Below are 21,836 nucleotides of genomic sequence, written 5' to 3' on the forward strand. Positions count from 1 at the left end.
CACACCCTGAGGACAGATCCATGGCTTCCCCTCGCCGCGCCATCGGCGCAGTAACCGCCTGTGCAACGGCCGTCGGACTCGGTCTGACCGGCCTCGTCGCCTTCACCGGCGGCGCCGGCGCCGCCACCACCAACCTGGTGGCCAACCCCGGCTTCGAGACCGGCACGCTCTCCAACTGGACCTGCAGCGGCGGTGCCGTCACCACCTCCACCGTCCACTCCGGCACCCACGCCCTCGTCGCGACCCCCACGAGCAGCGACGACGCGCAGTGCACCCAGACCATCAGCGTCCAGCCCAACTCCTCGTACTCGCTCAGCTCCTGGGTCCAGGGCCCCTACGTCTACCTCGGCACCAGCGGTGACGGGACGACGGATGTCAGCACCTGGTCGAACAGCAGTTCCTGGAACCAGCTGAGCACCAGCTTCACGACCGGCGCCTCGACCACCAGCGTCACCATCTACCTGCACGGCTGGTACGGGCAGGCGGCGTACTACGCCGACGACGTGGTGCTGAGCGGCGCGGCGGGCGCGACCACCTCGGCCAGCGCTTCGGCGTCGGCGTCGGCGAGCCCGACGGCGTCCGCGAGCGCCAGCGCGTCGGCCTCCCCCACGCCGACCGCCACCACGGCCTCACCGACCCCGACCGCCACCTCGACCGGCAGCACCGGCACCGGAAAGCATCTGGTCACCGGCTACTGGCAGGACTTCGACAACGGGGCCACCGACCAGAAGATCAGCGACGTCAGCTCGCAGTACGACATCATCGCGGTCTCCTTCGCCACCGCCGACGCCAGCAACACCGGCGGCATCACCTTCTCGCTGGACTCGACCCTGCAGAGCAAGCTCGGCGGCTACACCGACGCCCAGTTCAAGGCCGACATCGCGGCCAAGCACGCGGCCGGCAAGAAGGTCGTGCTCTCCGTCGGCGGCCAGAACGGCACCATCTCCGTCGCCAGCTCCACCGCCGCGACCAACTTCGCCAACAGCGCCTACTCGCTGATGCAGACGTACGGATTCGACGGCGTCGACATCGACCTGGAGAACGGCCTCAACTCCACCTACATGGCGCAGGCCCTGCACTCGCTGGCGAGCAAGGCCGGCTCCGGCTTCGTGCTCACCATGGCCCCGCAGACCATCGACATGCTGACCGCCAGTTCGGACTACCTGGCGACGGCGCTGGCGGTCAAGGACGTCCTCACCATCGTCAACACCCAGTACTACAACTCGGGTTCGATGAACGGCTGCGACGGCGGGGTCTACTCCGAGGGCACGGTGGACTTCATCACCTCGATGGCCTGCACCGCCATCCAGGCCGGGCTCAGCCCCAGCCAGGTCGGCATCGGCGTCCCGGCCTCGACCAGCGCGGCCGGCAGCGGCTACGTCGCCCCCAGCGTGGTCGAGAACGCCCTCAACTGCCTGGCCAAGGGCACCGGTTGCGGCACCTTCAAGCCCAGCACCACCTGGCCGACCATCGGCGGGGTGATGACCTGGTCGACCAACTGGGACGCCAGCAACGGCAACCAGTTCGCCAACAACGAGGGCGTCTTCGTCCACGCCATGGCGTAGTCCACTCAGTGGCTGAGCGCTATCGCCAGTAGCGTGCCCAGCAGCAGGAACGGTCCGAAGGGAAGCTCGTCGCGACGCCCCGCACGGCGCGCGGCGAGCTTCGCCGTGCCGTAGCCGGCGGCCAGCAGGAAGCCCAGCAGCACGCCCGTGAAGACGGCCGCGAAGCCGTACCAGCCGAGCACGGCGCCGACGGTCAGCCCGAGCGCGGCGTCGCCGAGGCCGAACGGGAGCGCCAGCGCCATCAGCCAGAACACCGCGCCCAGTGCGGCGGCCCCGTAGAGGGCGTGCAGCGCGGAACCGGTGCGGTCCCCGGCGGGATCGGCCGCGCCGAGCAGCAGCAGGGACCCGGCCGCCGAGGGGTAGGTGAGCCGACGCGGCAGCCGGTGCTCGGCGACGTCGACCAGGGCCAGCGGCACGGCGCAGGCTGCGGCCCAGAGCAGTGCCAGGACGTGCCAGTGGTACCCGGCCGCCGCCGCGGTGGTCCCCAGGGCAACCACACACAGACCCATGAGCCGGACGGGAGAGGGCAGCCGCTCGGTGTACCTGGCGGCCTCGCGCCGCGCCGGGGCAGAGATTCCGGCCCCGGCCGCGCAACCGGCAACGACGGTGAACACATACGGACCCAGCACGGCCGCCCCCTCTCCCCCGGAGGCCTTCAGATTAGCCTCAGCCAGTGACAGCCAGGGCGTCGATCTCGACCAGCAGTCCGGCCGGGAGGCCCACGTAGACCGTGGTGCGCGCCGGGAAGCCGCCCTCGGGGAGGGCCTTGGCGAACCAGGCGTCGTAGGCGGCGTTCAGCTCGGCGAAGTGCGCGGTGTCGGTGAGATAGACCCGCATCATGACCACGTCGTTCCAGCCGGCGCCGCCCGCCTCCAGCACGGCCTGGACATTGCGGAGGGTCTGCTCGATCTGCTCGGTCAGGCCGGGACCGACCGGGGTCCCGGTGGCCGGGTCGAAGCCGACCTGGCCCGCGACCTGGAGCAGCCCGCCCTTGGCGACGCCCTGGGAGAAACTGGCGATCGGGGTCGGTGCCTGGTCGGTGCGGACGACGCTCTTGCTCATGGCGGTGCTGCTCCTCGGCGCTGGGTCGGATCTGTACGGGCGATCTGCTCTGAGGCAGGATATGCAACCAGCATTGCGTCTGCCGCAACACCCCGTCAGGAGCATCGTGAACCACCTCGCGCTGGAGCAGCTCGGCAGCACCGTCCTCGACTGGCGGTTCAAGGGCATGCCGCCCGCCCGTGCGGAGAGCACCGTCGCCGAACTGGTGGCGGCCAAGCCGAACCTCTTCGACGACGGCTTCACCACCCCGCTGCTCACCCTGGACGCGGACGCGCTGCGCCACAACCTCGCCCTGATGGCCCGTTGGACGGCGGCCCACGGTCTGGCCTTCGCCCCGCACGGCAAGACCCCGCTGGCCCCGCAGCTCTACCGGCGCCAGCTGGAGCTGGGCGCCTGGGGGATCACCGCGGCCATGCCCTCCCACCTGCGGATGTACCGGGCCTTCGGGGTGTCGCGGGTGTTCCTGGCCAATGAGCTGGTCGACCCGGCCGCGCTGGCCTGGCTGGCCGCGGAGCTGGACGCCGATCCGGAGTTCCACTTCGTCTGCTACGTCGACTCGGTGCGCGGCATCGAGCTGATGGAGGCGGCGCTGCCGACCGGCACCCGCCCGGTGGACGTGGTCGTGGAGCTGGGCGCGGACGGCGCCCGCACCGGCGTGCGCGGCGTCGCGGCCGCCGTCGAGCTGGCCCGCCGCGCCGCAGCGAGCGAGCGGCTGCGGCTCGTCGGAGTCGCCGGGTACGAGGGCGCCATCGCCACCGTCGACGACCGCGCCCAGGTCCGGGCCTGGCTGGCCGACCTGGTCGAGCTGGCCCACCGGGCCGACGCCGCCGGTCTGTTCGGCAGTGTCGAGGAGACCGCCACCGAGGAGATCGTGGTCAGCGCCGGTGGCAGCGAGCACTTCGACCTGGTCGCCGAGGCGCTGACGGAGCCGGCCCTGCGGCTCTCCCGGCCGGTCCTGCGGCTGCTGCGCAGCGGAGCCTACGTCACCCATGACGCGCTGCACTACGCCGCGATCTCGCCGCTGCGCGACGCCGCCGAGGCCGAGCGGCTGCGGCCCGCGCTGCGGCTTTGGGCCCAGGTCGTCTCCCGGCCCGAGCCCGGACTCGCCCTGCTCAACGCGGGCAAGCGCGACCTCCCCTACGACCTCGGCCTGCCGCTGCCCGAGCTGGTCCGCGACCCCGCCAACGGCGCGCAGCGCCCGGCCACCGGACTGACCGTCAGCAAGCTGGCCGACCAGCACACCTTCGTGGCCGTGGACCCGGGGACCGAGGTCCAGGTCGGCGACTGGGTCGGGCTCGGCCTCTCGCACCCCTGCACGGCCTTCGAGAAGTGGCAGCTGATCCCCGAGGTCGAGGCGGACGGCACGGTGGTCGACCTGATCCGGACCTTCTTCTGATGGCTGCCCCGACCCCTCCGCTCCCGTACCAGGACCTCCTGGTCCGCGGCGCGCTGGTGGTGGACGGCTCCGGCGGCACCCCGTACCGCGCCGACACACTCGTCCGCGACGGTCGGATCACGATGATCCACCGCGAGACCGACCCCGGCCGGCGTCCTGTCATCAGCCGCCCTGGCACCACCGGCCGCATCCTCGACGCCGACGGCCTGGCGCTCACCCCCGGCTTCATCGACATGCACGCCCACTCCGACCTCGCCCTGCTCACCGACCCGGCGCACGAGGCCAAGGCCGCCCAGGGCGTCACCCTGGAGGTCCTCGGTCAGGACGGCCTCTCCTACGCCCCGGTCGACGACCCCACCCTCGCCGGACTGCGGGTCCAGCTCGCGGGCTGGAACGGCGACCCCGAGGGCCTGGACTGGTCCTGGCGCAGCGTCGGCGAGTACCTGGACCGGCTGGACGCCGGACCCCACGGCGACGGACTGGCCGTCAACGCCGCCTACCTGGTCCCGCACGGCACCCTGCGCGCCCTGGTGCTGGGCTGGGAGGACCGCGCCGCCACTCCGGCCGAGCTGGAGCTGATGAACCGTCGGCTGGACCAGGCCCTGGCCGAGGGCGCCATGGGTCTGTCCGCCGGGCTCAGCTACTCCCCCGGCATGTACGCCGGCACCGCCGAACTGGTCTCGCTGTGCCGGACCGTGGCCGCCCGCGGCGGCTACTTCTGCCCGCACCACCGCTCCTACGGCGCCCACGCGCTGGAGGCGTACGCGGAGATGACCGAGGTCGCCAAGCAGTCGGGCTGCGCCCTGCACCTGGCCCACGCCACGATGAACTTCCAGGTCAACGCGGGCCGGGCGGGCGAGCTGCTGCACTTGCTGGACGCCGCCCTCGCCGACGGCGTGGACCTGACCCTGGACAGCTACCCCTACCTCCCCGGGTCCACCACCCTGGCAGCGCTGCTTCCGGGCTGGGCCACGGCCGGCGGCCCCGAGGAGACCCTGCGCCGGCTGGCGGCCCCGGCCGCGCTCGCCGAGATCCGCGCCGCGCTGGAGCAGCACGGCTCGGACGGCTGCCACGGCGTGGTCGCCGACTGGGACACCGTGCAGGTCAGCGGGGTGCGCACGGCCGAGCTGCGGTCCGCGGTCGGGCTGACCGTCAGCCAGCTCGCGGCCAGGGACGGCGTCGACCCCTTCACCGCCTATGTCGACCTGCTGCGCACGGACGGGCTGGGGACCACCGTCCTGCAGCACGTCGGCCACGAGGAGAACGTCCGGGCGATCATGCGCCATCCCGCGCACACCGGCGGCAGCGACGGCCTGCTGGTCGGCGACCGCCCGCACCCCCGGGCCTGGGGCACCTTCCCGCGCTACCTCGGCCACTACGTCCGTACGGAGGGCGTCCTCGGGCTGGCCGAGTGCGTACGGCACCTGAGCGCAGGCCCGGCCCGGCGGCTGGGCCTGACCGACCGCGGCCTGGTCCGCGAGGGCCACCGGGCCGACCTGGTGCTGCTGGACCCGCAGACGGTGGCGGCCGGGGCGACCTACGAGCAGCCGCGCGCCGCGCCGTCCGGCATCCCCTACGTCCTGGTCGACGGCGTACCGGTGGTCGACGACCACCGGCGCACCGCCGCCACCCCCGGACGCAGCGTCAGACGGGGTGCCGGGCAGGACACCGGGCGGGGCGTCAGCCGATCGAGCTCTGGCCGGAGTCGGGCGCCGTCGGCGTGATCAGCAGGTGGTGCGTCACGCCCGGCGTCGCCTTCACCGTCAGCGACAGGATGTGCCGCTTGGCGTCCCACTTCTGCGTGTAGTCCCCGTTGAGCTGGACGTCGCCGCCGTACGGGAAGTCCCCCGGCGGCAGGTAGACGTCGGTGCTGCCGGTGACGCCCGCCTTGTCGTTCCAGTCGACCGTCAGCTCCAGCGTGGACTTGTCGTAACCGAAGTCCACCGGCTGCCCGGCGATGGCCCGCGGGTAGGCGGTGGCCAGCACGCTCGCGATGTCGGAGGGTTTGCCGGGCGCCTTCCACGGCGACCAGCTGCCCGGATCACTGGACCAGTAGGACGACCCGATCATCATGGTGTCCAGCAGCGCCTGGACATGGTCGACATAGAGGTGCGCCCCGTCCTGGGTCGCGTCCAGACCCCACTCGCCCATCAGCACCGGCGCGTCCATCCGCGCGGCCGTGCGCTGCACCTGCTTCTGCCAGGAGGCGAGGGTACGGTCCGTCAGATAGGCGTTGGTGCCGTTGTAGGTGCCCCCGGCGTCGATGGGCGCCGGGTAGAGGTGCGGCGCGTAGCCGATCCTGGCCTCGGCGCCCGGGGTGGCCGTCCTCGGGTCGTTCAGCTTGGGCAGGGCGCTGGGGAGGCCGTAATTGGCGGTGGCCGCCTCGGGCTCGACGAAGACCCAGTGGTTCGGGTCCACGGTCCTGATGGCGTCGATGGCCTGCTGGTAGAGGTGCGCCAGCGGCCCCGTCTCGAACGCCGGCCCCTGCACCGAGCCGCCCCAGGGCTCGTTCATCAGGTCGTATCCGAGCACGGTGCTGTTCTTGGCGAAGTACGAGGCGACATGGGTCCAGGCCGCCACATAGTGCTGCTGGTACTCGGGGTGGCCGGACTGGGTGCCCCAGAACTCGTCGAAGGCGTGGGTCACCCCGGGCTGGACGGAGGTCAGTTCCGACGTGCTCTGCACCGTCGCGGCCAGGCCGCCGCTGTCGGTGGCCCAGGCGGGGGCCCCGTCGCCGCCGACCGCGGATCCGTACACGTCCTGGTGCATGTCCAGCAGCACCTGGTAGCCCTGCGCCTGGTACCAGCTGATGCGCTGTCGGACATCGGCCAGGTAGCGGTCGTCGTAGACCCCGGGCTCGGGCTCGACCCGGCTCCACTGGATCAGGAAGCGCACGAAATCAGTGCCCAGTGTGTTGTATTCCTGGGCCACATCGGCCTGTTTGATCCAGGGCATTCCGTCGGCGGACTTCTTGGCGCTGCTGGAGGTGTTCAGTCCGTAGAGGATCAGAGCACGGCCCTGCGAATCCGTGATGAATCGCTCATGCCATGCGCCGTTGCCGGAGGGCTCGGCCCCCACCGCCCCCAGTAGTCCTATCGCGCAGGCCAGAACCACCAGGTTCACCAGCCATCGCCGCAGCCGCGCCACTCGCCCCACACCCCGCCCGCCCCGTAGTACCGATCCGGTGATCCTAGATCGCCGGAACCATACATCCCACTCTGGCAATGTCCTGATTCAGTACCAAGATGTCACGGCAAATTCGCAGCTTCAGATTGTCTGGGAACGGGTGTCCAGACGGATCGTCCGGCACTAGAGTCCGGCTCATGGCCATGATCGAGCAGCGCCCCTCCCCTCTGCGGGCGGCCGTGTCGCGCGCGCTGACGGGACGGAAGGTCGCCTACGCGGGCGGCCTGGTGACGCTGCTGCTGGTGCTGGTGTTCGGGACGGACTCGCTGCTCTTCTGGTTCACCCAGAACTACGGCGAGCTGCTGATACCCAGCTCCCTCGGCGTGCCGGTGCTGCTGCCCGGACTGCGCTTCACCCGCTTCGCCCAGGAGAGCTGGACCGCGCTGGGCTGCGAGGACTTCGCCGCGCTGCTGCTGGTCGGCACGGTGGTCCGGCTGCTCGCCCGGCACCGTCGGCTCTACCCCAGCTCGGGGCGGCTGCACCGGTTCCTGGTCGGCTGGGGCGCGCTGATGGCCGGCGGGGTGCTCTCCGGCCTGTTCCGCGGGCTGGTGGTGGCCCGGGAGGTCGCGGGCGGACCGCTGGCCTACTTCGGCTACCCCGCCTTGGGCGCGCTGGTCAGCCTGGTCTGGTGCGTGGCGCTGGGCTGGATCCCCGGCCTGGCCGCGGTGTTCGCGGTGGTCCCGGCCGCGGCGGTGGTGCGGGCCCGCGAGTGGTGGGCGGAGAGCGGACGGCTGGTCCTGGTCTACCTGGTCGAGCCGACCAAGGACCTGGGCGCCCGGGCCGCGAGCACCTGGCGGGCACGAGGCGGGCCCTCGCTCACCTCACTCCGGTCACTCCGGCTTCCCGGGGGGCGACTCCCCGCGGAGACACCAGCGGCTGGCGCCGCGGGCCCGGGAACCCCGCAGGACGCGGACGCGGACGCCGTGCAGGCGGACACCGCGAGGCGAGGCGCGGTGAAGCTCCCGGCGGGCCTCAAGCTGCCTACGGGCCTGAAGCTCCCGGCGAAGTTGAAACTGCCCGGCGGGGTGCGCCTGCCCGCGAAAGTGAAGCTCCCCCCGAAGCTGAAGCTTCCCGCCAGGGTCAAGCTGCCGTCCAAGGTCAGGCTGCCCGCAAAGGTCAGGCTCCCCGCGAAGGTGAAGCTGCCTTCCGGGGTGAAACTCCCGGTGAAGTTCCCACGTCAGCGCACCGGCAGTGGCGGCGACACCGCCCCGCATGACGAAAACCACAAGGCATCCAGCACTCCGGCCCCGTAGAGTACCGAGCCATGCAGGTGATCCAGTCCAGCAAGCTCGCCAATGTCTGTTACGACATCCGCGGACCGATCCTCGACGAAGCCATGCGCCTCGAGGAGCAGGGTCACCGGATCCTCAAGCTGAACACCGGGAACCCGGCGCCCTTCGGCTTCGAGGCACCGCCCGAGATCCTGCAGGACATCCTGCGCAACCTCGCCTCCGCACACGGCTACGGCGACTCCAAGGGGCTGCTCGCAGCCCGCCGCGCCGTGGTGATGCACTACGAGGACCTGGGCTTCCAGGATCTGACGGTCGATGACGTCTACATCGGCAACGGCGTCTCCGAGCTGATCCAGATGGCCATGCAGGCGCTGCTGGACGACGGCGACGAGGTGCTCGTCCCCGCGCCGGACTACCCGCTGTGGACCGCCTCGGTGAGCCTGTCCGGCGGCACCGCCGTGCACTACCGCTGCGACGAGGAGTCGGACTGGTACCCGGACCTCGCCGACATCGAGGCGAAGATCACCGACCGCACCCGCGGCATCGTGATCATCAACCCGAACAACCCCACCGGCGCCGTCTACGACGACGAGCTGCTGCGCGGCCTCACCGAGATCGCCCGCCGCAACAACCTGATCATCTACTCGGACGAGATCTACGACAAGATCCTCTACGACGGCGTCACCCACACGCCCACCGCGCTGCTCGCCCCCGACCTGCTGTGCTTCACCTTCAACGGCCTGTCCAAGGCCTACCGGGTGGCCGGCTTCCGCTCCGGCTGGATGACCATCTCCGGCCCCAAGGAGCACGCCCGCAGCTACATCGAGGGCCTGGGTGTGCTGGCCACCATGCGGCTGTGCGCCAACATGCCGGCCCAGCACGCCATCGCCGCGGCCCTCGGCGGTCGGCAGTCGATCAAGGACCTGATCCTCCCCGGCGGCCGCCTGCTGGAGCAGCGGGACGTGGCCTGGAAGCTGCTCAACGACATCCCCGGCGTCTCCTGCGTCAAGCCCAAGGGCGCGCTCTACGCCTTCCCGAAGCTGGACCCCAAGGTCTACCGGATCAAGGACGACGCCCAGATGGTGCTGGACCTGCTGAAGCAGGAGCACATCTACGTGGTCCAGGGCACCGGCTTCAACTGGCCCGAGCCGGACCACTTCCGCCTGGTCACCCTCCCCCGCTCCGAGGACCTGGCCGAGGCGGTCACCCGCATCGGCACCTTCCTGGACGGCTACAGCCAGCCGTAGCGGACCGGACTGCTCGAAACAGAACCGCGCGAACCGGGGTGCGGGATGCCGTCCAGTCTGGACTCAGTCCAAGTTAAGATGGGATCCCGCACTTCGTCATCGCATGCCCAGAGGGCGCCCCATGTACGAGCAGCCCAAGACTGTTCCCGCCTACCGGCGCGCGCCGATCCGGCTCCAGCCCGGATCGCCGACGCCGGTCCACAACAGCAGCGCGCACAGCAGCACCGCACCGGCCTCGCGGCGCGACTCCCGGCTGGTCGGGCATCTCGCCGCGCTGTACGCCGCCACCGAGGCGGTCCGGCGTGCCGCCGGGGACGGCGCAGAGCAGGCCGAGCTGGACGCTGCGCTCCAGCAGATCGACGCCAGGATCAGCGAGGTCTCGGCCGTGTCGGACCGGGCCGCAGCCGTCGTCCGGTCAGGACCCGTGGGCGTCGGCAGCAGGCAGTTGCACCAGCAGGCCCATGCACTGGCCGGGCGGCTGCTGGTGGTCGCCGCCGCACTGCAGGACACCACCACCGCGATGCTGGCGTGCCGCCGCATGGATGCCCATGCGGCGGCACTGGCGGTGCCGGCGGCTGGCTAGCCCAGCCGCTCGACCAGCCGCTCGTACTCGGACCACAGCTCCTTCGGCGTGTGCTCGCCGAAGAGCTCCAGGTGCCCGGGAATCAGTGCGGCCTCCTGCCGCCAGATCTCCGGGTCCACGCTCAGCAGCAGGTCCAGGTCGGCCTCGTCGATGTCGAGTCCGTCCAGGTCCAGCGCCGCGCGGGTGGGCAGCACGCCGATCGGGGTGGTCACCCCGTCCGCGCCGCCCTGCAGCCGTTCGACGATCCACTTGAGCACGCGGCTGTTCTCGCCGAAGCCCGGCCAGACGAACTTGCCGTCGGCGTTCTTGCGGAACCAGTTCACGTAGTAGATCTTCGGCAGCTTGGCGGCGTCCGCCTGCTTGCCCAGCTTCACCCAGTGGGCGAAGTAGTCGCCCATGTTGTAGCCGCAGAACGGCAGCATCGCGAAGGGGTCGCGACGCAGCTCGCCGACCGTGCCCTCGGCCGCCGCGGTCTTCTCGCTGGCGACGTTGGCGCCGAGGAAGACGCCGTGCTGCCAGTCGAAGGACTCGGTGACCAGCGGGACCGCGCTGGCGCGGCGTCCGCCGAAGAGGATCGCCGAGATCGGCACCCCGGCGGGGTCCTCCCACTCGGGGGCGATGATCGGGCACTGCGAGGCCGGGACGGTGAACCGCGCGTTGGGGTGCGCGGCCGGGGTCGGGCTCTCCGGCGTCCAGCTGTTGCCGCGCCAGTCGGTGAGGTGCGCCGGGGGTTCCTCGGTGAGGCCCTCCCACCACACGTCGCCGTCGTCGGTCAGCGCGACATTGGTGAAGACGGTGTTGCCCCACATCGACTCCACCGCGTTGGCGTTGGTGTCCGCGCCGGTGCCCGGGGCGACGCCGAAGAAGCCGAACTCGGGGTTGATCGCGTAGAGCCGGCCGTCGGCGCCGAAGCGCATCCAGGCGATGTCGTCGCCGATGGTCTCGACCGTCCAGCCCGGGATCGTGGGCTGGAGCATCGCCAGGTTGGTCTTGCCACAGGCGCTGGGGAACGCTGCGGTGAGGTAGACCGGCTGACCCTGGCCGGAAGACGTCTGGGGCGGCGTCAGCTTGAGGATCAGCATGTGCTCTGCCAGCCAGCCCTCGTCGCGCGCCATGGTCGACGCGATCCGCAGGGCGTAGCACTTCTTGCCGAGCAGGGCGTTGCCGCCGTAGCCGGAGCCGTACGACCAGATCTCGCGGGTCTCCGGGAAGTGCGAGATGTACTTGGTCGTGTTGCAGGGCCAGGCGACGTCCGCCTGCCCCTCGGCGAGCGGTGCGCCCAGGCTGTGCACGGCCTTGACGAACTCGCCGTCCTCACCGAGGAAGTCCAGGACGGCCTGTCCCATCCGGGTCATGGTGCGCATGGAGACGGCGACGTACGCGGAGTCCGTGATCTCGACGCCGCACGCGGCGAGAGGGGATCCGACCGGGCCCATGCTGAAGGGCACGACATACATCGTCCGTCCGCGCATCGAACCCTCGAACAGTTCACCGAAGACGGCCCGCATCTCGGCGGGGGCCTTCCAGTTGTTGGTGGGTCCGGCGTCCTGCTCCCGCTCGGAGCAGATGAAGGTACGGTCCTCGACGCGCGCGACATCGCTCGGGTCGGAGGCGGCGTAGTAGGAGTTGGGGCGCTTCTCCGGATTCAGCCTGGTGAATGTCCCCTTGTCGACCAGGAGGTCACACAGGCGCTGGTACTCGGCTTCAGAGCCGTCGCACCACTCGATTCGGTCGGGCTGGGTGAGCTCTGCGATCTCCTGGACCCAGGCGAGCAACGGTTTGTGCTGCGTGGGCGCGGAGGTGGCCAGGGCAGAGTTCTCGTAAGGCACGATCGCTCCGTTTCGCACCGAATCGTCCTTGATTCGATGACGGGGTTGAGGGTTCTGGCAGCGTAACGCCGATATTCCGAATGCGACATACCGCCCCTGTCCCCCCAATGTGACCCAGCGCACAAAGATCTCGCTCCCAGGGGAGACGAATCAGGAAATCCGTCGCATCCACGGCAGCGAAACAGGACTTCCGGAAACCTATGAGTGAGGATTCACACCATCTACTGATAAGTAACCTACGGTTCCGTAGGTAGGGTGAGCCCATGACCGACAAGCCCAAACTGCGCGGCTGGCTGCACGCCGGGATGTTCCCCGCCTCGATCGCCGCCGGGATCGTCCTCATCTGCCTGGCCGACTCGACCCAGGCCAGGATCGCCTGCGCCGTCTACTCGGCCTCGGCCTGGATGCTCTTCGGCATCAGCGGGCTCTACCACCGCTTCACCTGGGGCCCGCGCGGCGAGGCGGTGCTGCGTCGGCTCGACCACAGCAACATCTTCCTCATCATCGCCGGGAGCTACACCCCCTTCACCATCCTGCTGCTGAGCGGCGGCCGCCGGGAACTGCTGCTCTGGCTGGTCTGGGCCGGCGCCCTGGCCGGGATCGCCTTCCGGGTCTTCTGGGTCGGCGCGCCACGCTGGCTCTACACCCCCTGCTACATCGCCCTGGGCTGGGCTGCGGTGTTCTTCCTGCCGGACTTCCTGCGCACCGGCGGCATCGCGGTGGTGGTGCTGCTGGTGGTCGGCGGGCTGCTCTACAGCGTCGGCGGGGTCGTCTACGGCCTGAAGCGGCCAAACCCCTCACCGCGCTGGTTCGGCTTCCACGAGGTGTTCCACCTCTGCACGCTGGCAGCTTTCATCGTCCAGTACGTCGGGGTCTCCCTGGTGGCGTACTCGGCCGTGGCCTGAAACCGCGCTTCACCGCGCTCGCCCCACAACCGCATATTGACTGCTCCAATCTTTTGAGAGTTACTGTCATAAGACAGAATCACTCAACTGATGGAGCCTGCCATGTCGACCTCCGAACTTCGGGCCTCCGAACCACCGACCACCGTTCCGCGCCGCTGGTGGGCGCTGGCCGCCATCTGCCTCAGCGTCCTGGTCCTCGGCTTCGACAGCACCATCCTGAACGTCGCCCTGCCCGACATGGCCGTCCAGCTGCACGCCAACACCGGTCAGCTGCAGTGGATCGTCGACGCCTACCTGGTGGTCTTCGCCGCGGCGATGCTCCCCGCCGGGCTGCTCGGCGACCGCTTCGGACGGCGGAAGATGCTGATCAGCGGCCTGGTGCTGTTCGGTGCCGCCTCGCTGGTCGGCACCTTCGCCAACTCCCCCGGCACCCTCATCGCGGTCCGCGCGGTGATGGGCCTCGGCGGCGCGCTGATCATGCCGCTGGGTATGGCGATCATCCCCAGCCTGTTCCCGGCCAACGAGCGCGCCCGCGCCGTCGCGGTGATGACCACCGGCGCGGCCCTGGGCATGCCGCTCGGGCCGATCCTCGGCGGGGTCCTGCTCAACCACTTCTGGTGGGGCTCGATCTTCCTGATCAACGTTCCGATGATCGCCGTCGGGATCGCGGCACTGGTCCTGCTGGTCCCCGAGTCGCGCAACCCCGCCGTCCCCCGGGTGGACCTGCTCAGCGCCGCCCTCGGCGTCACCGGGCTGGCCGCGCTCACCTTCGCCTTCATCCAGGCCCCCACCGACGGCTGGGGCAGCCCGCTGATCATCGGCACCCTGGTCGCCTCGGTGCTGCTGCTGGCCGGACTGGTGCTGCGGGAGCGCTCGCAGCCGCACCCGATGCTCGACCTCAGCCTGTTCGCCGACCGCGCCTTCCGCTGGAACACCCTGGCCACAGTGCTGGTCACCTTCGTCCTGATGGGCGCGCTGTTCGTACTGCCGCAGTACCTGCAGCCGGTGCTCGGCAACGACGCCCTCGGCACCGGGGTGCGGCTGATGCCGCTGATGGGCGGACTGCTGGTGGCCGCGCGGCTGGCCGAGCGGCTGGTCGCCAGGGTGTCCGTGCGCTGGGTGGTCACCGGCGGACTGCTGCTGGTCGCCGCCGCGCTGTTCCTCGGCAGCCGCACCACCCTCGCCGACGGCTACGGCTGGACCGCGATCTGGCTGAGCGTCCTCGGCCTGGGGATGGGCTTCACCATGGTCCCGGCGATGGGCGCGGCGATGGCCGCGCTGCCCGAGGACCGGGCCGGGGTCGGCTCCGGACTGCTGCAGACGCTCCGTCAGTCGGCCAGCGCCATCGGCGTCGCCCTGCTCGGCAGCCTGCTCGCGGGGATCTACACCAACCACCTGGACACCACCGGCCTGTCGGCCCCCGCCGCGCACGCCGCGCGCGGCTCGGTCTCCGCCGCCCAGGCCGTCGCCGACCAGCTGCACTCCCCGGCCCTGGCCGCCTCGGCGCACAGCGCCTTCCTGCACGGGATGACCAGCGTCCTGCTGATCTGCGCCATCACCGCCGTCCTCTCCGCGGTGGTGGTCGCCCTGCGGATGCCGGGACGGGCGGCCGACGAGGGCCCGGGCATCGCCAACGCCGCGCCCGATCAAGCACAATCGGTGTCATGACCCCCGCACCGCCGAAGTCCCTGAGCAGCCCCTCCGGCCCCGCCGCCGCGTCCGCGGAAGGCCTGGAGGAGCTCCTCGCCGCCCCGCTGGGGCTGCGGGAGCGCAAGAAGCTGAAGACCCGCCGCGCGATCCGCGCGGCGGCCTTCCGCCGGTTCAGCACCCAGGGCTACGACGCCACCACCGTCGACCAGATCGCGGCCGACGCCGATGTCTCGCCCAGCACCTTCTTCCGGTACTTCCCCACCAAGGAAGACCTGATCATCAGTGACGACTACGACCCGGTGATGGAGGCGGCGCTGCGCGCCAGGCCGCGGGACGAGCCGGTGATGCAGTCCATGCGCGAGGCGATCCTGCCGGCCCTGCGCCAGGTCATCGGGGCGGCGGGCGAGGAGATGATGCTGCGGATGCGGTTGCTCAACGAGGTCCCCGCGATCCGCAGCCGCAGCGCCCTGGAGATGATCCGCTCGCGGGATCTCGTCGTCGCCGTACTCGCCGAGCGGACCGGCCGTCCGGACGACGACCTGGGCCTGCGCGCCCTGGTCTCGGCCACCCTCGCCGTGTACGGCGAGGCGGTGGAGCACTGGTACCGCAACGGCGGCGAGGGGAACGTCGCAGACCTCTGCGAACAGGCGCTGGACGCGGTGGCCGAAGCCTTCCGCGACTGACCCCCAGTCGTGCCCCGTCAACCGCCAGTCGTGCCCCGTCAGTCGTGCAGGTCCAGCACGGTGACGTCCTCGACCGGACGGTAGCCGAGGCGCTGGTAGAGGGCGTTGCTGGTGGGGTTGGACAGGTCGGTGTAGAGCAGCACCTCCTCGGCGCCCGCGGCGATCAGCGCGCGGCTCGCGGCGACCGTCGCCATCCCGGCGTAGCCGCGTCCGCGCAGCTCCGCCGGGGTGTAGACGGGGGCGACCCGGCCCTGCCCGGCGATCACGGGAGAGAAGCCGGCCATGCTCACCGGCGTCCCGTCCAGCACCCAGAGCACCAGCCGTCCCGTCGCGACCCGGTTCTGCGCCTGAGTGGGGACGTTCCCGCTGCCCTCACCGATCGCCTCGGAGAAGTCCTCGAACCAACGCACCACCAGCGGGACGTCCGCCGCGTCCGCCAACCGCGCGGAGCCGGGCGGCTCGGGCTGAGGCGGCGTCAACTCGCCCAGCCGGAACAGCCTCTGGTCCCGGAACACGGTCCAGCCCCCGCCGGTGGCCGCCCACTCCCCGCCGACCACGCGCACCAGCGCGGCACCGCCCGACACACCGGGGACCGCGGCCCCGCTCGCGCGCCACTTCCGCACCAGGGCCCGTGCCGTCTCCTCGGCCATCGGCCCCAGCGTCGGCCGGTACGGCGGCGTGTGGACGTACGCCCCCTCGACGGCGCCGTCCTGCGCGCGCCACCATCCGAACCGGGCCGGCAGGTCCCCGCCGTAGGCGTAAGGCCCCCGCGACCGCACCGTGTCGGCCACGGTCAGCAGCACGGTGTTCCGCACCGGATCCGCCGTCAGATAGGCGTCTGTGGCGCTGAAGAAGGCATCGACGTCGTGCGTGATCTCCCAGACCATGCGCTCGATGTTCTTACAAGATCTCCGCCAGCGCCACGGGATTGGTGACCGGGGCGTCGCAGCTGAAGTGGCGGCAGACATACGCCGTGGGCAGGCCGTCCCGCAGCGGTCGCTCTGCCAGCAGCGGCACCGCCGTCGCTCCCGGCTCGCCCACCGCGAGCACCGCGCCCGGCGCCGTGGCGAGCAGCGCCGTGCGGCGCAGGGCCGCCGTCCCCGGGTGGTCGGCCGGGCCGACCACGGCGATCTCGCGCGGGCCGTCCACCAGTGCCTCGGCCACGGCCAGGCCCCAGCCGATGAAGCGCGGGGCGCGGGGGCCCAGCGCGGTGACGACGCCGAGCGCCTGCTCCGCCGCGGTGCGGTGGCGTTCGGAGCCGGTGAGGGCCGCGTAGCCGAGCAGAGCGCCGGCCGCTGCGGTCCAGCCGGAGGGGACGGCGTTGTCGGTCGGATCCTGCGGACGGCGGATCAGCTGCTCGGCGTCGGAGGCCGTGTCGTAGAGCGCGCCCGACTCCTCGTCGACGAAGCGGGTGAGGACGGTCTCCAGCAGCACGCCGCTGAGCGTCAGCCAACTGTCGTCCCCGGTCACCGAGTAGAGCGCGAGGAAGCCCTCGGCGGTGTCGGCGTAGTCCTCCAGCACGCCGGCGTTGGCGCCGGGGCGGCCGTCGCGCGAGGTGCGCAGCAGCCGTGCCTCCGGCTCCGGCGTGAGATGGACGGCGACCAGCAGGTCGGCGGCGGCGAGGGCGGCCTCCAGGTACTCGGGGCGCTCCAGCAGCGCGCCGGTCTCGGCGAGGGCGGCGATCGCCAGACCGTTCCAGGCGGCGACGACCTTGTCGTCGCGGGCCGGCCGGGGGCGCCGGGCGCGGGCGGCGAGCAGCCGGGCCCGCACCGAGGCGAACCAGTCGGCGTCGTCGGGGTCCTCCGGGAGCTGGAGCACCGACGCACCGTCCTCGAAGGTCCCGGCGGCCGTGACGGTGAACAGCGCGGCGGCCCGCGCCGCGTCCTCCGGGCCGAGCGCCTCGGTGAGCTGGGCCGGCGTCCAGGCGTAGAAGACGCCCTCGTGGTTGTGGCCGTCCGGGCCGGCGCTGTCGGCGTCCAGGGCGGAGGCGAACCCGCCCTCGGGGGTGCGGAGTTCGGCGAGCAGGAAGTCGGCGGTCTCCAGCGCGATCCGGCGCGCGAGCTCGGAGCCGGTGGCCCGCCAGAGATGCAGGTAGACCCTCAGCAGCAGGGCGTTGTCATAGAGCATCTTCTCAAAATGCGGAACCACCCACTCCGTATCGACCGCGTAGCGGGCGAACCCGCCGCCCAGCTGGTCGTAGATCCCCCCGCGCGCCATCGCCGCGCAGCTGCCCTCGACCATCCGCAGCGCCTCGGCGGAGCCGGTCGCCGCATGGTGCCGCAGCAGGAACTCCAGCGCCATCGACGGCGGGAACTTCGGCGCCCCGCCGAAACCGCCCCGCTTGTCGTCGTACTCCCGCCCGAGCGCGACGGCAGCCTCATGCAGCTCCGCCTCGGTCGGCGGGCGCTGCCCGGCGACCCCGTACAGATCGCTCCGCCCGGCCAGGTCGGCGACGATCCGCGCCGACACCTCGGCGACCTCGTCGCGCCGCTCCCGCCACGCCGCCGCGACCCCCTCCAGCACCTGCCGGAACGACGGCATCCCGTGCCGGGGCTGCGGCGGAAAGTACGTCCCGAAGTAGAACGGCTCCCCACCCGGCGTCAGAAACACCGTCATCGGCCACCCGCCCTGCCCGGTCGCCGCCTGCACCGCCTCCATGTACACGGCATCGACATCGGGCCGCTCCTCCCGGTCCACCTTCACCGGCAGGAAGTGCCCGTTGAGGTACGCGGCCAGCTCGGCGTCCTCAAAACTCTCGTGCGCCATGACATGGCACCAGTGGCACGCGGCATACCCGACGGACAGCAGTACGGGCACGTCCCGGCGCCGCGCCTCCTCGAAGGCGTCCGGCCCCCAGGGCCACCAGTCGACCGGATTGTCCGCGTGCTGAAGCAGATAAGGCGAGGTCACACCAGCCAACCGGTTCACACCGCCCAGCCTCTCACACCGCTGGAGCGCCGGTGGCCGGACGCTTCTGACGCGTCACAGTGTCTTGAGGACTCCGCCGTCGACCACCAGGTCATGGCCGGTGATGTTGTTGGGGGAGGCGGCGAACACGATCAGTCGCGCGACCTCCTCCGGGGTCGACACCCGCCCGGTGGACGCTCCCAGGGTCGACAGCGACTCGGCCTGCAGCGCTTCCACGGTGATGCCCTGGGCCTTGGCGAGCGTGCCCATGAATCCGTCCGGGTCGCTCCACACACCCGTACTGACCGGGCCGGGGGAGATGGTGATGGCCCGTACACCCTGGTCGCCGAACTGGGCGGCGACGGCCTTGGTGAGCGCGTTCAGCGCGCCCTTGGCCGCCGCGTAGTTGATCGGTCCGGCGGACAGGTCCCGGGCCGCGATGGAAGAGACATTGACGACCACACCACGGCGGTCGGTCAGGGTCGGCAGCGCGGCCTTGATGGCTCGCAGTGCACTGTAGAAGTGCAGGTTGAACGAGCGCTCCCACTGCTCCTCCGGGAGGTCGGCCAGGCTCAGCAGTGCGTCCTTGGCCAGGTCCCCGGAGTCACCGACGCCCACGTTGTTGACCAGGATGTCGATGCCGCCCAGTTCCGCGACGGCCGCGTTGATCAGGTGCGCCGGGCCGTCCACTGTGGACAGGTCGGCGATGACGGGCACGGCGTCGGTCTCCTTGAGCTCCGGAGTGACGGTGCGCGAGCCAGTGACGACGCGTACGCCCTCGGCGAGCAGCAGGCGCACGACCTCAAGGCCGATGCCTTTGCTTCCCCCGGTCACGACAGCGGTCTTGCCGGCAAGTTGCAGATCCATGGGGCTCCCTCAGCAAAATATCGGACCGATCAGTCCATAGACCGATCGGTCCGAAACTAACTCTGCTGGTCGTACGGTGTCAACCGATGGATTTGGACCGGGCGGTCTGCTATATTCCGCGTATATGTCCCCCCGCAAACGCAACCCGGAAGTCCGGGAACAGATCCTCGACGTGGCGTCCCGGCTGTTCGACGGGCACGGCGTACACGCGGTCGGGATGCAGCAGATCATCGATGACTTCGGCTGCGGCAAGGCCATGCTCTACCGCGAGTTCCCCACCAAGGACGACCTGGTGGTGGCCTACCTGGAGCGGTACACCCGCACTTTCGACCAGGTCCGGGATCTGGTGGCCGACCAGCTGCCCGACGACCCCGCCGGGCAGCTGGTCGCGATCATCAGCTGGACCGCCGAACAGGCCATGGCACCGGACTACCGCGGCTGCCCGGCCCACAACACCCACGCCGAGTTCCCCGATGAGGACCACCCGGCCCACGCCGTCTCCGTCGCCTACTACGACCGGGTGCACGGCGGGCTGGTCGACCTGGCCGAGCAGGCGGGCGCCGCCGACCCGCGCGGGCTGGCCGACAGGCTGACGCTGATCATCGACGGACTGAGCGCCAGTGGCGCCGTGCGTGGCCGCGAAGGCGCCGCGCCCGCGGCTGTGGCCTTCGCCGAGGAAGTGATCCGGCACGCCCTGGGCCCCCGCTCCTGACTGTTCCTGCCAGCCGGAGGGTCACGATCGAGTCGCCGGAACCGGGAGTGGTCAGTTGCGGTAGCTGCCGTTGCGGAACTCCTCGACCAGGGACCGGCGCGACGGATACCAGCCCCCGCCTACGTCGTCCGCCTGGTGCGCAATCGCCGCAATCGTCGCTGAACACCTCCTGAGCACACGGTGGTTGGCGCTTCCGCGCTCCGGCTGTGCGACCAGGTCTCCTCCGTGCGGCAGGGCCACCACCGCACGGCCAAGGTCTACTACAGGTCCGCTCCACATCCGCGGAGGTGACCCACGATCCCCACACGAGGAGAGCATGCCAAGGCGCACCGGCTCAGCTCAGGGACTGACAGCACTCAGCGGATTCTCTTGAAGTCGGTACGCACCGTCACGGCGACCCCGGCGAGGGTGAAACCTACCTCCTCGCCGAAGCGGTAGGGCACCGCCGAGGTGTACTCGTCCCCTTTCGGCTCCCGGTACAGGACGCACTCCCCGGTCAGCACGTCCACGATGAGGTACACCGGGATGCCGCGCGCCGCGTACTGGTTGAGCTTGCGCCCGTAGTCCTGACCGACCGTGGAACGCGACACGCTCTGGGCAACGAAGTGCACATGCTCCTGCCCGACGAAAGCGTCCCCCGGACCGAGCACCCCCGCGTCCACCACCAATACGTCCGGCTCAGGCGTATAGCCGTCCAGCTCCGGCAGCACCCCCTTGTCCCGCGTGACGTGCAGTCCCGACTCACCGGCGAGCTGCTCCGCCAACTGCAGGCGGATCGAGTCATCCGCCACGCTGTGGGCCTCCGTCACCGGCGACATGTACAGACGCCCCTGGTCGAACAGCAACTTGACCGCCTTGGGCAGCTTCATCGACCGCCGTACCTGCCGCAGCCACTGCGCGTACTCCGGGTACATCGTGCTCATCGCGCGCCTCCCAAGCGGCCAACGGACACCGCCATCGTACGGGCCGACACGTCCCCCCGGACTTCACACCGACAGCCCGCGCCACCGCCGCCCCGGACCCCGGCTCGCTCGCCAACTCCAGGGGAGTCGAACCCCTATGCCTTTCCCTTCCGCCTCCAGCCCGACTCCATGGAATGGAACTCCAGAGCTCGAACTACTCCGATGCCCGGCCTGCCGCCGGACCAGGTTCCATAAGAACCATTATGGCATTCGGAATGTCGATGGATGATCGGTGATGGATTCTGGGGTTGTCCCCTCAGCCGCCCGACATCGGGCAGCACGCGGCTCACCGTGTGACACCCCGTTCCCCACCGACAAGTAGGCGCATCCATGTCGAAGATCCTGATGGTCATCTCCGCCGCCGACGCTCTGCAGCTGGCTGACGGATCCACCCAGCACACCGGCTACTGGGCCGAGGAGGTCGTCGCCTCCCACCGCGTCCTCAAGGCTGCCGGCGTGGAGGTGGACATCGCAACCCCGGGCGGCGCGAAGCCCACCGTCGACGCGCTCAGCCTCAGCGAGCAGGGCGGTGTCTCCGCGGCGGCCGCGGAGGAATTCCAGACGTACCTCACCGGCATCATCGACGAACTCGCCACACCGCTGACCCTGTCCGATGTCAGGGCCGGCGACTACGACGCGATCTACATCCCCGGCGGGCACGCGCCGATGGCCGACCTCGCTCAGGACGCCGACCTCGGCCGGCTGCTGAACGACGCCGACCGGCAGGGCGGGATCGTCGCCGCCCTGTGCCACGGGGTCGCCGGTCTGCTCAGTGCGTCCAGCGCCGACGGCAGCTTCACGTTCACCGGCCGTGCTCTGACCTCGTTCACGGATGAGGAGGAGCACCAGGGCGGCCTCGGCGAGAGCGCGCCGTTCTTCGTCGAGTCCCGACTGCGGGACCGGGGAGCGGTCCCGCGCACGGGTGCGCCCTGGAGCACCACCGTCGTCATCGACGGCAACCTCATCACCGGGCAGAATCCGCAGTCGAGCACGGCCACGGCCGAGTCCGTCCTCAAGGCCCTCGCCGCCCGAGCCGAGCGCTGAAGGACA

General features: G+C 70.8%; 19 protein-coding genes. 11 read left to right on the forward strand and 8 right to left on the reverse strand.

Annotated elements, in window-relative coordinates:
- The first annotated feature begins 20 nt into the window (after positions 1-20).
- Positions 21-1,565 carry a chitinase gene (locus ABH941_RS36085; RefSeq protein WP_370134573.1) on the forward strand — a complete coding sequence of 515 codons (1,545 nt, stop codon included), beginning with the start codon at positions 21-23 and terminating at the stop codon, positions 1,563-1,565.
- 5 nt (positions 1,566-1,570) lie between these two features.
- On the opposite strand, the gene ABH941_RS36090 is transcribed toward ABH941_RS36085, so the two are convergent.
- On the reverse strand, positions 1,571-2,194 hold the full coding sequence (locus tag ABH941_RS36090; protein WP_370134576.1) for a prepilin peptidase: 624 nt from the start codon (positions 2,192-2,194) through the stop codon (positions 1,571-1,573).
- Positions 2,195-2,231: 37 nt separating this feature from the next.
- On the reverse strand, positions 2,232-2,627 hold the full coding sequence (locus tag ABH941_RS36095; RefSeq protein ID WP_370134579.1) for a RidA family protein: 396 nt from the start codon (positions 2,625-2,627) through the stop codon (positions 2,232-2,234).
- Positions 2,628-2,793: 166 nt separating this feature from the next.
- Here ABH941_RS36095 and ABH941_RS36100 point away from each other — a divergent pair, with 166 nt between their 5' ends.
- The gene (locus ABH941_RS36100) at positions 2,794-4,023 is read left to right on the forward strand and encodes an alanine racemase (protein WP_370134679.1); all 1,230 of its coding nucleotides are present in this window, start codon (positions 2,794-2,796) and stop codon (positions 4,021-4,023) included.
- A complete protein-coding gene (locus ABH941_RS36105) occupies positions 4,023-5,747 on the forward strand; it encodes an amidohydrolase family protein (protein ID WP_370134581.1) in 1,725 nt (574 codons plus the stop codon). The genes ABH941_RS36100 and ABH941_RS36105 overlap by 1 nt, the downstream gene beginning before the upstream one ends.
- On the opposite strand, the gene ABH941_RS36110 is transcribed toward ABH941_RS36105, so the two are convergent.
- The gene (locus ABH941_RS36110) at positions 5,704-7,146 is read right to left on the reverse strand and encodes a cellulase family glycosylhydrolase (RefSeq protein ID WP_370134583.1); all 1,443 of its coding nucleotides are present in this window, start codon (positions 7,144-7,146) and stop codon (positions 5,704-5,706) included. The genes ABH941_RS36105 and ABH941_RS36110 overlap by 44 nt on opposite strands.
- Before the next feature lie 200 nt (positions 7,147-7,346).
- Here ABH941_RS36110 and ABH941_RS36115 point away from each other — a divergent pair, with 200 nt between their 5' ends.
- The 3 genes from ABH941_RS36115 (at position 7,347) to ABH941_RS36125 (ending at position 10,271) form a co-directional block, all read left to right on the forward strand.
- Positions 7,347-8,462, forward strand: coding sequence for a hypothetical protein (locus tag ABH941_RS36115; RefSeq protein ID WP_370134585.1), 1,116 nt, complete (start codon positions 7,347-7,349; stop codon positions 8,460-8,462).
- 11 nt (positions 8,463-8,473) lie between these two features.
- The gene (locus ABH941_RS36120) at positions 8,474-9,688 is read left to right on the forward strand and encodes a pyridoxal phosphate-dependent aminotransferase (protein ID WP_134001362.1); all 1,215 of its coding nucleotides are present in this window, start codon (positions 8,474-8,476) and stop codon (positions 9,686-9,688) included.
- A gap of 121 nt (positions 9,689-9,809) precedes the next feature.
- Positions 9,810-10,271: a hypothetical protein gene (locus ABH941_RS36125; protein ID WP_370134588.1), complete on the forward strand. Its 462-nt coding sequence runs from the start codon at positions 9,810-9,812 to the stop codon at positions 10,269-10,271.
- On the opposite strand, the gene ABH941_RS36130 is transcribed toward ABH941_RS36125, so the two are convergent.
- The gene (locus tag ABH941_RS36130) at positions 10,268-12,100 is read right to left on the reverse strand and encodes a phosphoenolpyruvate carboxykinase (GTP) (protein ID WP_370134590.1); all 1,833 of its coding nucleotides are present in this window, start codon (positions 12,098-12,100) and stop codon (positions 10,268-10,270) included. The genes ABH941_RS36125 and ABH941_RS36130 overlap by 4 nt on opposite strands.
- A gap of 263 nt (positions 12,101-12,363) precedes the next feature.
- On the opposite strand from ABH941_RS36130, the gene ABH941_RS36135 reads away from it, so the two are divergent.
- From ABH941_RS36135 to ABH941_RS36145, 3 genes are all read left to right on the forward strand, one after another.
- Positions 12,364-13,005, forward strand: coding sequence for a hemolysin III family protein (locus tag ABH941_RS36135; RefSeq protein WP_370134593.1), 642 nt, complete (start codon positions 12,364-12,366; stop codon positions 13,003-13,005).
- 102 nt (positions 13,006-13,107) lie between these two features.
- Complete coding sequence (locus ABH941_RS36140) at positions 13,108-14,673, forward strand: MFS transporter (RefSeq protein ID WP_370134599.1); 1,566 nt, start codon at positions 13,108-13,110, stop codon at positions 14,671-14,673.
- Positions 14,670-15,338, forward strand: a complete 669-nt coding sequence (locus ABH941_RS36145; protein WP_370134602.1) for a TetR family transcriptional regulator — start codon at positions 14,670-14,672, stop codon at positions 15,336-15,338. Before ABH941_RS36140 ends, ABH941_RS36145 begins: the two co-directional genes overlap by 4 nt.
- 38 nt (positions 15,339-15,376) lie before the next feature.
- On the opposite strand, the gene ABH941_RS36150 is transcribed toward ABH941_RS36145, so the two are convergent.
- From ABH941_RS36150 to ABH941_RS36160, 3 genes are read right to left on the reverse strand one after another with little or no spacing between them, the layout of a single operon-like run.
- Positions 15,377-16,225, reverse strand: a complete 849-nt coding sequence (locus ABH941_RS36150) for a GNAT family N-acetyltransferase (RefSeq protein WP_370134605.1) — start codon at positions 16,223-16,225, stop codon at positions 15,377-15,379.
- A 13-nt stretch (positions 16,226-16,238) separates the two neighbouring features.
- Positions 16,239-18,266, reverse strand: coding sequence for a thioredoxin domain-containing protein (locus ABH941_RS36155; RefSeq protein WP_370134608.1), 2,028 nt, complete (start codon positions 18,264-18,266; stop codon positions 16,239-16,241).
- A gap of 54 nt (positions 18,267-18,320) precedes the next feature.
- The gene (locus ABH941_RS36160) at positions 18,321-19,112 is read right to left on the reverse strand and encodes an SDR family NAD(P)-dependent oxidoreductase (RefSeq protein WP_370134612.1); all 792 of its coding nucleotides are present in this window, start codon (positions 19,110-19,112) and stop codon (positions 18,321-18,323) included.
- Between the two features lie 124 nt (positions 19,113-19,236).
- Between ABH941_RS36160 and ABH941_RS36165 the strand changes: the two genes are divergently transcribed.
- Positions 19,237-19,824 (forward strand): TetR/AcrR family transcriptional regulator, encoded by a 588-nt coding sequence (locus tag ABH941_RS36165; RefSeq protein ID WP_370134615.1) that lies wholly within the window; start codon positions 19,237-19,239, stop codon positions 19,822-19,824.
- Positions 19,825-20,180: 356 nt separating this feature from the next.
- Here ABH941_RS36165 and ABH941_RS36170 read toward each other — a convergent pair whose 3' ends face one another.
- Positions 20,181-20,747 carry a Uma2 family endonuclease gene (locus ABH941_RS36170; RefSeq protein ID WP_370134618.1) on the reverse strand — a complete coding sequence of 189 codons (567 nt, stop codon included), beginning with the start codon at positions 20,745-20,747 and terminating at the stop codon, positions 20,181-20,183.
- A gap of 369 nt (positions 20,748-21,116) precedes the next feature.
- On the opposite strand from ABH941_RS36170, the gene ABH941_RS36175 reads away from it, so the two are divergent.
- The gene (locus tag ABH941_RS36175; protein WP_370134622.1) at positions 21,117-21,830 is read left to right on the forward strand and encodes a type 1 glutamine amidotransferase domain-containing protein; all 714 of its coding nucleotides are present in this window, start codon (positions 21,117-21,119) and stop codon (positions 21,828-21,830) included.
- Positions 21,831-21,836 lie beyond the last annotated feature (6 nt).

This window comes from Streptacidiphilus sp. EB103A (assembly GCF_041261405.1).
Lineage (GTDB): Bacteria > Actinomycetota > Actinomycetes > Streptomycetales > Streptomycetaceae > Streptacidiphilus.

Coding starts and splice junctions, on each gene's coding strand:
- ABH941_RS36145 (WP_370134602.1), top strand. CDS start 14,670: ATGACCCCCGCACCGCCGAAGTCCCTGAGCAGCCCCTCCGGCCCCGCC.
- ABH941_RS36165 (WP_370134615.1), top strand. CDS start 19,237: ATGTCCCCCCGCAAACGCAACCCGGAAGTCCGGGAACAGATCCTCGAC.
- ABH941_RS36085 (WP_370134573.1), top strand. CDS start 21: ATGGCTTCCCCTCGCCGCGCCATCGGCGCAGTAACCGCCTGTGCAACG.
- ABH941_RS36170 (WP_370134618.1), bottom strand. CDS start 20,747: ATGAGCACGATGTACCCGGAGTACGCGCAGTGGCTGCGGCAGGTACGG.
- ABH941_RS36175 (WP_370134622.1), top strand. CDS start 21,117: ATGTCGAAGATCCTGATGGTCATCTCCGCCGCCGACGCTCTGCAGCTG.
- ABH941_RS36125 (WP_370134588.1), top strand. CDS start 9,810: ATGTACGAGCAGCCCAAGACTGTTCCCGCCTACCGGCGCGCGCCGATC.
- ABH941_RS36100 (WP_370134679.1), top strand. CDS start 2,794: ATGCCGCCCGCCCGTGCGGAGAGCACCGTCGCCGAACTGGTGGCGGCC.
- ABH941_RS36115 (WP_370134585.1), top strand. CDS start 7,347: ATGGCCATGATCGAGCAGCGCCCCTCCCCTCTGCGGGCGGCCGTGTCG.
- ABH941_RS36135 (WP_370134593.1), top strand. CDS start 12,364: ATGACCGACAAGCCCAAACTGCGCGGCTGGCTGCACGCCGGGATGTTC.
- ABH941_RS36105 (WP_370134581.1), top strand. CDS start 4,023: ATGGCTGCCCCGACCCCTCCGCTCCCGTACCAGGACCTCCTGGTCCGC.
- ABH941_RS36160 (WP_370134612.1), bottom strand. CDS start 19,112: ATGGATCTGCAACTTGCCGGCAAGACCGCTGTCGTGACCGGGGGAAGC.
- ABH941_RS36120 (WP_134001362.1), top strand. CDS start 8,474: ATGCAGGTGATCCAGTCCAGCAAGCTCGCCAATGTCTGTTACGACATC.
- ABH941_RS36140 (WP_370134599.1), top strand. CDS start 13,108: ATGTCGACCTCCGAACTTCGGGCCTCCGAACCACCGACCACCGTTCCG.
- ABH941_RS36150 (WP_370134605.1), bottom strand. CDS start 16,225: ATGGTCTGGGAGATCACGCACGACGTCGATGCCTTCTTCAGCGCCACA.
- ABH941_RS36095 (WP_370134579.1), bottom strand. CDS start 2,627: ATGAGCAAGAGCGTCGTCCGCACCGACCAGGCACCGACCCCGATCGCC.